The organism is Pseudomonas sp. 13B_2.1_Bac1, assembly GCF_025466155.1.
Classification (GTDB): Bacteria; Pseudomonadota; Gammaproteobacteria; order Pseudomonadales; family Pseudomonadaceae; genus Aquipseudomonas; species Aquipseudomonas aylmerensis.
The window spans coordinates 17,958-30,840 of record NZ_JANLOH010000085.1 but is presented as its reverse complement, the minus strand read 5'-3'; the positions used below and the strand labels follow the sequence as shown (position 1 = coordinate 30,840).

The 12,883-nt window shown below is 63.5% G+C and carries 16 protein-coding genes; 7 read left to right on the top strand and 9 right to left on the bottom strand.

Features of this window, described 5'->3' with window-relative positions; all coding sequences use genetic code 11:
- Positions 1-34 precede the first annotated feature (34 nt).
- From NTD80_RS19560 to NTD80_RS19550, 3 genes are read right to left on the bottom strand one after another with little or no spacing between them, the layout of a single operon-like run.
- On the bottom strand, positions 35-943 hold the full coding sequence (locus NTD80_RS19560) for a biotin-dependent carboxyltransferase family protein (protein ID WP_262134620.1): 909 nt from the start codon (positions 941-943) through the stop codon (positions 35-37).
- Complete coding sequence (pxpB, locus tag NTD80_RS19555) at positions 940-1,644, bottom strand: 5-oxoprolinase subunit PxpB (RefSeq protein WP_065902054.1); 705 nt, start codon at positions 1,642-1,644, stop codon at positions 940-942. The genes NTD80_RS19560 and pxpB overlap by 4 nt, the downstream gene beginning before the upstream one ends.
- A complete protein-coding gene (locus NTD80_RS19550; protein WP_262134619.1) occupies positions 1,641-2,381 on the bottom strand; it encodes a 5-oxoprolinase subunit PxpA in 741 nt (246 codons plus the stop codon). Before NTD80_RS19550 ends, pxpB begins: the two co-directional genes overlap by 4 nt.
- A 174-nt stretch (positions 2,382-2,555) precedes the next feature.
- Here NTD80_RS19550 and NTD80_RS19545 point away from each other — a divergent pair, with 174 nt between their 5' ends.
- Entirely contained in the window at positions 2,556-3,467 is a 912-nt protein-coding gene (locus NTD80_RS19545; protein ID WP_120447887.1) for a LysR family transcriptional regulator, read from the top strand.
- A 102-nt stretch (positions 3,468-3,569) separates the two neighbouring features.
- On the opposite strand, the gene NTD80_RS19540 is transcribed toward NTD80_RS19545, so the two are convergent.
- Genes NTD80_RS19540 through NTD80_RS19530 form a run of 3 tightly spaced genes read right to left on the bottom strand, consistent with a single transcriptional unit; the run spans position 3,570 to position 5,461 of the window.
- Positions 3,570-4,112, bottom strand: a complete 543-nt coding sequence (locus tag NTD80_RS19540) for a DUF2937 family protein (RefSeq protein ID WP_106804831.1) — start codon at positions 4,110-4,112, stop codon at positions 3,570-3,572.
- A gap of 11 nt (positions 4,113-4,123) precedes the next feature.
- Entirely contained in the window at positions 4,124-4,900 is a 777-nt protein-coding gene (locus tag NTD80_RS19535) for a class II glutamine amidotransferase (protein WP_106804832.1), read from the bottom strand.
- A 30-nt stretch (positions 4,901-4,930) separates the two neighbouring features.
- A complete protein-coding gene (locus NTD80_RS19530) occupies positions 4,931-5,461 on the bottom strand; it encodes an MFS transporter (RefSeq protein ID WP_065902064.1) in 531 nt (176 codons plus the stop codon).
- Between the two features lie 24 nt (positions 5,462-5,485).
- On the opposite strand from NTD80_RS19530, the gene NTD80_RS19525 reads away from it, so the two are divergent.
- The gene (locus tag NTD80_RS19525; RefSeq protein ID WP_262134618.1) at positions 5,486-7,540 is read left to right on the top strand and encodes a S9 family peptidase; all 2,055 of its coding nucleotides are present in this window, start codon (positions 5,486-5,488) and stop codon (positions 7,538-7,540) included.
- A gap of 69 nt (positions 7,541-7,609) precedes the next feature.
- Positions 7,610-8,083, top strand: coding sequence for a cyclic nucleotide-binding domain-containing protein (locus NTD80_RS19520; RefSeq protein ID WP_262134617.1), 474 nt, complete (start codon positions 7,610-7,612; stop codon positions 8,081-8,083).
- Here the strand turns inward: NTD80_RS19520 and NTD80_RS19515 are convergent.
- On the bottom strand, positions 8,080-8,358 hold the full coding sequence (locus tag NTD80_RS19515; RefSeq protein WP_065902067.1) for a hypothetical protein: 279 nt from the start codon (positions 8,356-8,358) through the stop codon (positions 8,080-8,082). The two genes, NTD80_RS19520 and NTD80_RS19515, sit on opposite strands and share 4 nt — an antisense overlap.
- A gap of 78 nt (positions 8,359-8,436) precedes the next feature.
- Here NTD80_RS19515 and NTD80_RS19510 point away from each other — a divergent pair, with 78 nt between their 5' ends.
- A complete protein-coding gene (locus NTD80_RS19510; RefSeq protein ID WP_065902069.1) occupies positions 8,437-9,123 on the top strand; it encodes a spermidine synthase in 687 nt (228 codons plus the stop codon).
- A 35-nt stretch (positions 9,124-9,158) separates the two neighbouring features.
- On the opposite strand, the gene NTD80_RS19505 is transcribed toward NTD80_RS19510, so the two are convergent.
- Complete coding sequence (locus NTD80_RS19505) at positions 9,159-10,079, bottom strand: ParB/Srx family N-terminal domain-containing protein (RefSeq protein WP_262134616.1); 921 nt, start codon at positions 10,077-10,079, stop codon at positions 9,159-9,161.
- 152 nt (positions 10,080-10,231) lie between these two features.
- Here NTD80_RS19505 and NTD80_RS19500 point away from each other — a divergent pair, with 152 nt between their 5' ends.
- The 3 genes from NTD80_RS19500 to NTD80_RS19490 all read left to right on the top strand — a co-directional run bounded on the left by NTD80_RS19500 (position 10,232) and on the right by NTD80_RS19490 (position 11,600).
- Positions 10,232-10,606 (top strand): YajD family HNH nuclease, encoded by a 375-nt coding sequence (locus tag NTD80_RS19500; protein WP_025858458.1) that lies wholly within the window; start codon positions 10,232-10,234, stop codon positions 10,604-10,606.
- 107 nt (positions 10,607-10,713) lie between these two features.
- Entirely contained in the window at positions 10,714-11,181 is a 468-nt protein-coding gene (locus tag NTD80_RS19495) for an RNA methyltransferase (RefSeq protein ID WP_003189607.1), read from the top strand.
- Positions 11,182-11,249: 68 nt separating this feature from the next.
- A complete protein-coding gene (locus NTD80_RS19490) occupies positions 11,250-11,600 on the top strand; it encodes a DUF2892 domain-containing protein (RefSeq protein ID WP_201143729.1) in 351 nt (116 codons plus the stop codon).
- A gap of 61 nt (positions 11,601-11,661) precedes the next feature.
- Here the strand turns inward: NTD80_RS19490 and NTD80_RS19485 are convergent, their stop codons facing one another.
- Positions 11,662-12,882, bottom strand: coding sequence for a hypothetical protein (locus NTD80_RS19485; protein WP_262134615.1), 1,221 nt, complete (start codon positions 12,880-12,882; stop codon positions 11,662-11,664).
- Between the last annotated feature and the right edge of the window lies 1 nt (position 12,883).

The window sequence follows — 12,883 nt, the reverse complement described above, 5'->3', positions numbered from 1 at the left end:
CCGCCATCGCCGGCAAGCCGGGCTCCCACAGGGTTCAGCGAAAACGCTGCAGGAAGTCGACGTGTTGCCGATGCGCCGTCTCCTGCACCAACGGCGCCAACCTGAGCTTTTCCCCCGGCAGGCACTGCGCCAGTCGCGCCAGCGCCAACGGCGTCAACGCGCCCAGGCGTGGATACCCGCCAATGGTCTGCCGGTCATTGAGCAACACAATCGGCTGCCCATCCGGTGGCACCTGGATGGCCCCCAACGGAATCCCTTCGGAAATCAATGACGGCCCCTGGTACTGCAACGGCGTGCCCAACAGGCGCATGCCCATGCGGTCGGCGCGGCTGTCCAGCGCCCATTCGGTATTGAAGGCATCGAACAGGCTCTGGCCGCTGAACTGGCCGATCTGTGCACCGACGATCACGTCCAGTGGCCCCTTGGCGGGCAGGACTGAATCGCTCAGCACTTTCATCGCACCGCCGGTCCCGGAATAGCTCAACCGCGCGCCTTCGACCAACGCCCTGCCGAAGCCATCCAGCCCGCCCAACTCCTCACGCACCACCGTGGCACAACTGCCCAGCACCTGCGGCGCATCAAAGCCGCCCGGCGCCGCCAGGTAGGCCCTGGCCCCGCTGAAAGGCTGGGTAAAGCGCAGGCGCTGGCCCTTTTGCAGGATGAAACTGCGGCCGGGGCTGATGGCGCGTTCGTCGATGTACGCACCCAGGTCCGCACCGGCCAAGGCCAGCAGGCAATACTCCTCGGCCTGCACGGTAAAACCGCCGAGGGTGATTTCCACCACCGGCGCATCCAGCGCATTGCCCAGCAGCCAATTGGCCCAGGACATCGACACCCAGTCCAGCGCGCCGCCCTGGGTCACGCCCAGGTGGCGCACGCCAAAGCGGCCGGCGTCCTGCAACAGACACAGCGGCGTGCTGGCCTCGATCAACAAGCGGCTCATGCCTGCGCCTCCAACGGCGTGTCATCGCCACCCAGGTGGATAAATTCCGCGTGATCGACGGCTTCAAAACGCACCGTATCACCGGGTTGCATCAGGCTGTAGCCGTCGCGTTCGCGGTCGAACAGCTTGGCCGGGGTGCGGCCGATCAGGTTCCAGCCGCCGGGAGACACCACCGGGTAGGCGGCCGTTTGCCGCTCGGCGATGCCGACGCTGCCGGCCGCCACGCGTTTGCGCGGGGTACTCAGGCGTGGCGTGGCGAGGATTTCGTCGACCAGCCCCATAAAGGCAAAACCGGGGGCGAAGCCAAGGGCGAATACCTGGTATTGGTGGGCACTGTGACGACGGATCACTTCATCGACCGCCAGGCCACTGCGCTGGGCGAGCAACGTCAGTTCAGGGCCGACGCTCGGGTCGTACCACACCGGCAGCACATGGCACTGGCCGCCGCCCTGGGCCTGGGGTTGCAGGTCAGTCAGGGCTTCGTCGATCAACGCGCGGGCCTGGGACGGGCTCAACGCGGTGAGGTCGTAATGCACCATCAACGTGGTGTAGGACGGCACCAGGTCGACCAGCGCGGACCCGAAACCGCTGCGCAAGCGCTGGGTGGCGGCGAGCATCCACGGCATGTTGGCTTCGGCAATCACGTCAAACAGACGCACCATCAGCGCGTCGATGGCCACCACTTCAATGCGTGGCTTCATGCTGGCTTCAATGCCTCGCGAATGCGCTGCACGGCGGCGACCGAGCTGGCGTTGTCGCCATGCACGCACAGGGTGTTGGCCCGCAATACCAGTGGGCTGCCATCGCTGGCCGTCAGGGCCTCGCCACGGGAAAGGGTCAGGGCCTGCTGGACGATGGTGTCGGAATCATGGTGCACGGCACCCGGCAATTGGCGCGAAACCAGATGCCCCTTGGGGTCGTAGGCACGGTCGGCGAAGGCCTCGAACCACAGGATGACCCCGTATTCGTCGCCCAGGGCCTGGGCCGCGCTGTTGTCGCGGGTGGCCAGCAGCATCAGCGGCAGGTCGCCATAGGCGGCCACGGCCTGGATCACCGCGCGCAGTTGCACCGGGTTGGCCATCATGTCGTTGTACATCGCGCCGTGTGGCTTGACGTAGCTGACCCGCCCGCCCTGGGCGCGGCAGATGCCGTCGAGGGCGCCGATCTGGTAATGCAGCAGGTCCTGGATTTCTTCGGGCGTGTAGGCCATGGAGCGACGACCGAATCCTTGCAGGTCCTGATACGCCGGGTGCGCGCCGACTTGCACACCGTGCTTGAGCGCCAGGCTGACAGTCTTGCGCATGATGCTCGGGTCGCCGGCATGGAAGCCACAGGCCACGTTGGCGCAATCGATGAACGGCATGACCTCGGCGTCCAGACCCATCGTCCAGTTGCCAAAGCTTTCGCCGATGTCGCAATTCAGTAGCAGGCGGCTCACGGTGGTCGCTCCTGTAGGCTTTGTTTTTTTGTAGTGTGGGATTTTTTACACAGAACTCGCAACTTGTCCTGGCACCCCAACGACGCTTATCGTGGAATAACTCGATTTTTGGCGCTGGCCCGGTGCGGCGTCCAACTAATAAAAACCGATCCAAGCATAAGAAAAGTTGATCCCATGAATTTGAAGTTCCTCGAAACCTTCGTCTGGGTGGCCAAGCTCAAGAGCTTTCGGCTGACCGCCGAGAAGTTGTTCACCACCCAGGCCTCGATCTCCAGCCGCATTGCGGTGCTGGAAAGCGAGCTGGGCGTGAAGTTGTTTCTGCGTGACTCACGGGGCGTGAGCCTGACCCCGGAAGGCCTGAAGGTGCTCGATTATGCCGAGCAGATGATGGTGACCATGCAAGGCCTGAAGCAGTCCCTGGAGACCACCAGCAGCAAGGTCGGGCGCATCCGCATCGGCGCGATGGACACGGTGATCCACACGTGGCTGAGCCCGCTGGTCGCCGAGTTGATGGACCATTTCCCACTGGTAGAAATCGAGTTGGTCGCCGATACGGCGCTGAACCTCAGCGATCAGCTGCAAAAAGGCTTCCTGGATTTGATCCTGCAAACCGACCTGCTGCGCCTGGAAACCGTGCGCAGCCTGGAACTGGCCAGCCACCCCATGGCGTGGATCGTCGCCAGCCAATCGATCTACAACCGCGACTACGCGTCCCTCGCCGAACTGGCCCAGGAGCGCATCATCACCTATTCGAAAAACTCCCACCCGCACCAGGATGTGCTCAGCCTGATGCAGGCCAATGGCGTGGCCGCGCCGAGGATGAACTGTGTGAATTCCGTGTCGGCGATCACGCGGTTGCTGCGTGATGGCTTCGGCATTGGCGCACTGCCGCCAGTGCTGGTCACTGAGGAACTCGCGCGCGGCGAACTGGTAATGCTGCCGATGGCGCAGCAACTGCCGAATCTGCAGGTGGTGGTGTCGTGGCGTGTGGGGGTGGAATTGGTCGAGGAGATTGTCGGGCTGTGCCAGAAGGTGGTGGCGCAGTATGCCGAGGAAGTGGGCGCGGAGCGCATGGTGCTGGCCTGACCCGCCCAAACCTGCAGGAGCCGGCTTGCCGGCGATAGCACCTCAGCGTCGCGTGAGCCGCATCGCCGCAAGCCGGGCGCCTACAGTGAATCAAGGTGGCCGTTAGAGGCCTTTCAGATCTCGCTCTTCGATCGGCCGGCTCTGGCGCAGGCGCTTGCCGCCCAGCACTACCCAGTCGATCAGGCGGAACAGGCATTCGAGGCCGAACGACAGCAGCATCGCCCCGCCGAGGCCCCAGCCCATAGCTTCGGGGGTCAACAGGATCTGGTAGCTGTAGCCATTCCAGGTTTCCAGGCGGATATCCGGGTCGGCAGCCACGGCCACTTGCAGCGCGCGGATGTACCAGGGGCCTTGCATCGCCTGGAATTGCTTGTCCAGCGCCACCTGCCGATCGAGCATGGCCCCCAGGCTGTTGGCATCGCTCTGGAACACCGGGTCATCGCTGGCGCGGTAATGGGCGACCAGCGCCTGCAGGTCGCCGTTGAAGAACTGCTGCGCGGTGGACTCGAACCCGCGCAGGCCGGTCTGGGCCTCGATCAAGTGGGCTTCGACGCGCTTGGCGTAATCGTTGATGAACCCCGGCACTTGCACGCCGACCAACAGGCCAATGGCAAACAGCACCAACCGCAGGTAACTGAGCAACATGGTCGATATCCTTACTCGGTAATGCCCTGGCTGACGCATTCACCGCGTCGCCACAGGCTCCATTGGCCCGGTTCGTAGCGGGTCCAGTTTTCGTTGTCGGTCAAAGGCTCGGTGGCGATCACCGTCACCACATCGTTGGGTGTGGTTTCGGCCTGAAAATCGACGATCACGTCGACATCTTTCAGGCGCGCGGGGCCAAACGGCGCACGCCGGGTAATCTGCGCCAATTTCGTCGAGCAAAAGCAAAACAGCCAGTCGCCATCGCTGAGCAGGCAATTGAACACGCCTTTGCTGCGGTATTCGGCGCAGGCGGCGATCAGGTCCGGCAGCATTCGTTCGATGTCCACCGGCTCGGGGAACGCCTCGCGCACGCGGTTGAGCAGGTCGCAGAACGCCGCTTCGCTGTCGGTATCGCCGACCGGGCGGTAGAAGGTGGCGCGTGGGGTGAAGTCCGCCAGTTGGCCGTTGTGGGCGAAACACCAGTTGCGCCCCCACAGTTCACGCACGAACGGATGGGTGTTGGCCAGGCTCACCTTGCCGACGTTGGCCTGGCGGATATGCCCGATCACCACCTCGCTCTTGATGGGATACCGCTGCACCAGCAGGGCGACTTCCGACTCGCTGCTGGCGGCCGGGTCCTGGAACAGGCGCAGGCCACGGCCTTCGTAAAAGGCGATGCCCCAACCGTCGCGGTGCGGGCCGGTGCGCCCACCGCGCTGCATCAGCCCGGTAAAGCTGAACACGATATCGGTGGGGACGTTGGCACTCATGCCCAATAATTCACACATGCCAGGGCTCTCGCTGCAGGGCGGACAACGTTAAAGGCGCGGCTCGACGCGCATACCGCTCACGGGGGCAGGACGGCGCAAAGGCTCGTCGTCATCGTCCGGCTCGGCGGCCAGGGCGGCATCGACGGCGGCCTTGCGCTCCCGGCGGGCATTGGCGGCACGCTCGATGGGCCAACGGATCAACACGAACACGAGGTACACGGCAAACGCGATCATCGTGTACATGAACAGGTCGGAGATCGCCCGCCAGGCGTTGTTGCCGACCTTGAGCACCAGGTCCAGCGCGGTAATGGCCACGGCCGGCGCGAACTGGGTCTTGACCGGATCGACGATGGTCGGGCTGAACAGCAGCACCGCCATCAGCAATTGCAGCGGCTCGCGCAGCCAGCGCCAGATCCAGCGGGTCATGCGCCACCACACCAACAGGCAGCCCAAAGCGGCAAAGGCGTAGAGGCCCCAAGCGGTCAGATAGTCGTTCTCGGTCATGGTGTCCATGGCAAGGTAGGCAAACAGGCGGCTATGATAACGGCTTTTGCGTGTCGCGGCTGCAATGCCTGCCACCTTCCGCCAGACAGAGAGTGATCCATGCCGTCATCGACCCACATCACTGCCGCCCCGATTGCCCGCAAGGCCCCAGGCCAGGACCCGTACGCCTGGCTGCAGGAGCGTGACAGCGCCGAAGTCCTCGATTACCTCAAGGCCGAAAACGCCTGGCAGGAAGCCCAGCTCGCCGACCAGCAGGCCTTGCGCGAAACGCTGTTCGAAGAGATCAAGGGCCGCATCCTCGAAACCGACCTGTCGCTGCCCTCGCCGTGGGGCCCGTACCTGTATTACACGCGCACCACCGCCGGTGACGAATACGCCCGCCACTACCGCTGCCGCCGTCCGGCCGACGACAGCAACCAGGTCGACGACAGCAGCGAAGAACTGCTGCTGGACCCGAACGTGCTGGCCAATGGCGGATTCTTCTCCCTCGGTGCATTCAGCATCAGCCCCGACCACCAACGCCTGGCCTACAGCCTGGATACCAGTGGCGAGGAGATCTACACCCTGTTCGTGAAGGAATTGGCCACCGACAAGGTCAGCGAACTGGCGTTCGAGAACTGCGACGGCAGCATGACCTGGGCCAACGACAGCCTGACCCTGTTTTTCGGCGAACTCGACGACACGCACCGCCCGCACAAGTTGTATCGCTATCGCCTGGACGGCACCGCAGCACAGGAAGTGTTCCACGAGCCCGACGGGCGTTTCTTCCTGCATTGCTACCGCTCCAGCTCCGAGCGCCAACTGTTGCTGGCCCTGGGCAGCAAGACCACCAGCGAAATCTGGGCGCTGGACGCCAACCAGCCGCACCTGGACTTCACTTGCCTGGCGCCACGGGTCGAGGACCATGAATATGACGTCGACCACGGCAAGCTCGACGGCGAGTGGACCTGGTTTATCCGCAGCAACCGCGATGGCATCAACTACGCGCTGTTCGTCGCTGCCGATACCGGCGATGTGCCAACCGAGGACCAGTGGCAGAACCTGATCCCCCACAGCGACGAGGTGATGCTCGACGGCGTCAGCCTGAACGCCAGCGCCATGACCCTGAGCCTGCGCATTGGCGGCCTGCCCGTGATCGAAGTGCACCCGCAAGGCGTACCGGCCTATCGCGTGGAATTGCCTGACGCTGCCTACAGCCTCTACGTACAGAACAGCCTGGAATTCCCCAGCGACAAGATTCGCCTGCGCTACGAAGCCCTGAACCGCCCGGCCCAGGTCCGTCAGCTGGAACTGGCCAGCGGCGCACAACAGGTGCTCAAGGAAACCCCGGTACTTGGCGTGTTCAATGCCGATGACTACGTCAGCCAGCGCCTGTGGGCCACCTCCGCCGATGGCACCCAGGTGCCGATCAGCCTGGTGGTCAAGCGCGACCAGCTCGGCAAGCCGACGCCGCTGTACCTGTATGGCTACGGTGCCTATGGCCACAGCCTCGACCCATGGTTCTCGCATGCGCGCCTGAGCCTGCTCGACCGTGGCGTGGCCTTCGCCATTGCGCATGTGCGCGGCGGCGGCGAACTGGGTGAAGCCTGGTACCGCAACGGCAAGCAGACTCACAAGCAGAACACCTTCAGCGACTTTATCGCGTGTGCCGAACACCTGATCGCCCAGGGCCTGACCACGTCCAGCCAACTGGCGATCAGTGGCGGCAGCGCTGGCGGGCTGTTGATCGGTGCGGTGCTCAACCAGCGTCCGGAGCTGTTCCAGGCGGCGATTGCCGAGGTGCCGTTCGTCGATGTGCTCAACACCATGCTCGACCCGGAACTGCCGCTGACCATCACCGAGTACGATGAATGGGGCAATCCCGAAGAGCCCGAGGTGTATGCGCGCATCAAGGCCTACGCGCCGTACGAAAACGTCAGCGCCCAGGCCTACCCGGCCATGCTGGTGATTGCCGGCTACAACGACAGCCGCGTGCAGTACTGGGAAGCGGCCAAGTGGGTGGCCAAGTTGCGCGACACCGCCACCTCCGACAACCTCCTGCTGCTCAAGACCGAGCTGGGCGCCGGCCACGGTGGGATGAGCGGCCGTTACCAGGGATTACGTGACGTAGCGCTCGAATATGCATTTGTGTTCAAGGCGCTGGGGCTGGTTTAAGGAACTTAGCGCGGCGGTCCTGTCTGAACACAGGACCGCCTACCTGATTGATGGATCAATACTGCAGCCATGCCTCCACCGACGCTCCTGAATAACGAAATCCGCGACATGCTCATGGACTGCGGCCTGTTCGACCCGCTGTCGCCGGAAGATTTCCACGTGGCCGCCGGCTACTTCAATATCAGCAGCATTGCCCGCGATGAGGTGATTTTCCTCGAGGGCGATGCCGGCACGTTCATGTGCATCCTCCACAGCGGCCAGGTGGCCGTGCAGAAATCCAGCCACACCGGCCAGCGCCTGACGATCGCCACCCTGCGCAGTGGGCGCGCTTTCGGTGAAATGGCGGTGCTGGACGGCGAGCGGCGTTCGGCCAGCTGCGTGGCCGCCAGTGACTGCGTGCTGTTGAACCTGGGCAAGGATTCCCTGGAGAAGATGCTCAACGAAGCGCCCCGGGTGGCCGCCAAGATCATCCGCGCCATTGCCATTGCCCTGTCCAAGCGCCTGCGCATGGCCGACGGGCAATTACTCTCGCAACAGTTCTAGCCGCCGGGCGTCTTCGGCTTGCTGTCGTTTTGCAGCAGGCCGGGCACCGTCTGGTCCTTCGGCGGCGTCGGCAGCACGATGGGCACCAGGGGCGGCGAGCCGTTGGTCTTGGGCACGGCGGGCGGGGTGACTTGCGGGTAGAGCGTCGGCGTTGGCGTGCCCGGCGCGCCTGGGGTTGGCGTCGGGGCGACCGGTACGGTTTGCAACTCCTGAGCCTGCGCCGCACCCAATGCGAGCGCGCTCAACACAATGACCGTTAGAATGCTGCACTTCATCGATGGCTCCATGGCCTGACCGGAATGTCACAAGGCTACTCCCAACCGCGCAAGAATGCCCTTCCCAATGAGATTTCCATGAAACGTTTCGTTCTGCTGGACACCACCCCGATCCCCGACAATGGCGGAGCCTTGTGCCTGTTCGAATACGGTGAGGATTTTGTCATCAAGATCCAGGGCGGGGACGGCGGCCAGTTGATGAACACGCGCATGCACGGTTCGGAAGACGCCCTGGCGGAAATTCCCTGCCGCAAAGTCGCTGGCCGTCCGGGTTCGCGGGTGTTGATCGGCGGGCTGGGCATGGGCTTTACCCTGGCTTCGGCGCTCAAGCATTTGGGCAAGACTGCCGAGGTGGTGGTGGCGGAACTGGTGCCCGGCGTTGTGGAATGGAACCGTGGCCCGCTGGGGGAGAAATCCGGTCGGCCATTGCTCGACCCGCGCACCGTGATCCGCCTGGAGGACGTGGCCAACGTACTGCAGGCCGAGCCCCAGGGTTTTGACGCGATCATGCTCGACGTCGACAACGGCCCCGAAGGCCTGACGCAAAAAGCCAACAGTTGGCTCTATTCCGCCGGTGGCCTGGCAGCCTGTGCCAAGGCCCTGCGCCCCAAGGGCGTGCTGGCGGTCTGGTCCGCCAGCGCCGACAAACTGTTCAGCGACAAACTGCGCAAGGCGGGTTTCAAGGCCGAAGAAGTGCAGGTGTTCGCCCACGGTAACAAGGGCACCCGGCACACCATCTGGATCGCCGAGAAGCTCAAGGGCTGAGCCCCCCAGCCAGCGCCCGCATTTCCAGTCCCGCGTCAGTTGCGGGATTTGCGGTAATCAATCACATACGGCACTTTTTTCTCGAAGGTCTTCTCCAGCTCAGCGCGGTCCAGCGTGGTCATGCCGCCCAGCTGATGGGCGGTAAAACCGCTGTCGCCAACCTGTGAGCCCGGCGCGAGGCTGACCATGCGCTGGGCGACGGCTTCAATGGCGTCCTTGTAGCCGCTTTTCTTGTCCAGGTTGTACTGGCTCAGATCGATCTGCGTGCGCAGCCAGTTGCCCCAGTAGAACTCCAGAAATTCCGGCGCCACCGCCCCCTCCTCCGGCTTGCCATAGGCGGCCTTGCGCGTGAAGTACACCAGGCTGCGGAACATGTCGTCCTGCAGGTTCTTGAAGCCCAGGTGGGCCGGCAATTGCGCCGGCGGCAGGGTCTGGCCCTGGTTGTCCTTGAGCCAGACCTTGCGCGCCGCCTGCATGCGCTGCCAGAACGTGGCGAGGTCGGGGCTGTCGCTGAAGTCGTCGGTGACCTTGACCCACATGTTCAACCGGGGACCGCCGCCGGGGGCTTCCCACAAGGTGGTGAAACTGTGGTGGCCGTCGGTCAGGTACAGCTGGCCCGCGGGGCCGACCACCACGGTTTTCATGTCTTCAGGATGGGTGCCCACCGGGTCCTTGCAGGTGAAGCTGTCGGGCCGCTGCAGGTCGGCCTTTTTCGGCACGTTGTCGGCCTCGCCCTGGCCGTTGGTTTCGCAGTACTCATCGAAGACCTTCTTCGGTTTGTCGGCAAACAGCCCCAGGCTGTAGTAAATCTGGTCGAACCCCACCACCGCCTGGGTCGGGTGCAACTGTTCGAGGCTGACCTCGATCACCTGGCCGGGCTTGGGGGTGGAAAACGCCTGGGCTTGAGCCGCCAGCACGCAAAGCAGCAGTGCAACTGTCCATGTAGGTAAACGCATAGGCTTCAGATCCTTATGAAAGTGAGTGAACCGATACTACAAACGTTCGTCGCGGCCAGGCTGTACGGTTGCTGAAAAAGCCAGCGGTCTTTTACAGCGCGAGCGGCTAGAATCAACCCTATCCGTGACCCACCAAATAGCCAGGAGCCATGATGAGCTCGACCAACCCGCCCTCCCACACCGCCAAGCTGGACCGCATCCTGGCCGATGCCCAGCGTGACCGGGAAATGGGCTACCGCGACAAAGCCTTGAAGATGTACCCCCACGTGTGCGGCCGCTGCGCCCGTGAGTTCTCCGGCAAACGCTTGAGCGAGCTCACCGTACACCACCGAAATCACAATCATGATGACAACCCCCAGGACGGTTCCAACTGGGAGTTGCTGTGCCTGTACTGCCACGACAACGAACACTCGCGCTACACCGACCAGCAGTACTTCGGCGAAGGCTCCACCAGCAGCCCGACGATTGCCAAGGCCACGCACAACCCGTTTGCGGCGTTGGCGGGGCTGATGAAGAAAGACGACTGAATGACGCAGCTTCAAGTTTCAAGCAGCAAGCTACAAGAAAAAGCCATGCCGCTTTTACTTGCAGCTTGTAGCTTGCCGCTATACTGCTGCCTTTTTAAGGCACTCCCGTGGGCAATAAACGCTACAGCTGCATCGGTCTGTATAACCCCAAATCCCCCGAAAACGTTGGTTCGGTGATGCGTGCCGCCGGCTGCTACGGCGTGGCCTCGGTGTTCTACACCGGCGTGCGCTACGAGCGCGCCCGGGACTTCATCACCGACACCAAGAAAGTCCACCACGACATTCCGCTGATCGGCATCGACGACCTGAAGAAGATCCTCCCCCTGGGCTGCATCCCGGTCGCGGTGGAGTTGGTGGAAGGCGCCCGCCCACTGCCCGAATACACGCACCCTGACCGCGCGCTGTATATCTTCGGCCCCGAAGATGGCTCGCTGGATAAAGAGATCCGCGACTGGTGCGAAGACGTCGTGTACATCCCGACCACCGGCTGCATGAACCTCGCCGCGACCGTCAACGTGGTGCTCTACGACCGCCTGGCCAAGGGCAACAACACCCGTTCGGGCCCCAAGTACTGATTTATCGGGAACATCCGGCGCCTGCCCGCAGTCAGCTGCATATCACTAGCCCTCGTTGGAGACAGATCATGAGCGACAGCAAAACCTTGCGCCCTATCATCGAACACACGCCGTTCCAGACCCAGCCCAACCAGAACGTGCACGGCTGGGAGCGCATCGGCTCGGTGGCCGGTGGCGTGATGATGGTCGGCAAAGGCCTGCGCCGCGGCGGGATTTTCGGCTTGATCCAGGTGGCGATTGGCGGCGTGGCGCTGGTGCGTGGCGTCACCGGGCACAGCTCGCTCAAGGACAAGCTGGAACAGGGTCGCCAGGAAATGAACAGCGTGCGCACGAAGATCGAGCGCGCCGGTGAAGAGCTGAAAAACCTGAAGACCAAGGCCGAAGTGGCGGCTGAAAAAGCGGTAAAAACCACCGGCTAGCCTTTCCTGTAGGAGCCCGGCTTGCCGGGCCCTACACGAAGTTGCGGTCTGTTCGGCGGGTTCAGCGCAGCAGCTTGCTGTCCAGCACCACCGACGTCTCGCCGATGATGCTCTCGGCCAGATGCACAAACTCCGCCGTGGTAATGCTGTTGGCCCGCATCACCGCCTGGGCGAGATCATCCAGGGAGCGCTTGTTGTGGGTTTTCACGCGGATCTCGCGATCCAGCTCCTGCAACACCACCACCGCCCGTGACACCGTCGCCCCGCTGACGTGCTCGCCACGCAGGCTGGTCACGTCCTTGCCCTCCTTGACCAACCGCGCCTGGATTGCCTGATACCGCTCATCGGTAATGCCGCCGGCACGGCGCAGCAGCTCGATGGCGTAGTACTCGCCCAGGCCCTCGCTGATCCAGTCACTGGTGTCGTGATCGTTGAAACGGCCAATCGCCTGTACCACTTCACGGAGCAACGGGCTGCTGCCGTTTTCGCTGACCAGCGGCGTACGGCTGTTGAGGTAGATCGAGTCGCGCGCGGCGAACGCGCCACGGCGCATCGGGTCGCTGGCGCCTACCACCAGCAGCTTGGCCGGATGGCGCGGGAACGCCGCTTCCACCTGGGGCCAGACGAACGTCAGCAACGTCAGCACATCCATGCGGCGCATGGCCTGGCCCTTGGGCGATGCGACGCTGACTTCGCTCTCGCCCAGGCGTACGCGGCGGCTGCCGAGGGTGCCGGCGAGCATCCAGCCGGTCGGCCGGTCGAACAGGCGCGAAACATTGTCGATACGAAATTTGTTCTTGCCGATGCGTGGCCAGGCGGTTTCGATACTTTTCCAGCCTGCCGGCAGTTCGAACACCAGGCGCGAGACCAACTCCACCCCGTCCTGCTGGTCGAGGCGCGCGGGCGGCACCAGGTCTTCGCCGCGAAACAGCGCCCAACTCGGCGTCATCCGCGCCTCATAAATGCCTGGCTTGCGCGCGTGGGTGAGGCGAACCCGGTAGGTCAGGCTGGCCTTGTTGGCGCCGGGTTGCCACCGGCCGCGGTGCTCGGTGACGCTCCATTGGCCATCAGCCTTGAAGTCGCTGTAGTCACCGTCATGGCCAAGGTCGAAATCCAGGCTACGCACCGCCGAGCCCTGGGACAGGCTCACGCGCACCTCGGCCTGATCGCTCTGGGGCAACAACTTGACGTGATAATCCAGGTCGACCTTTCTCGCGCACCACGCAGGCATGCTCAACGCCAGTAACACCAGGCTTGCCGCCAGCTGGGTTCCCGCCCTCATA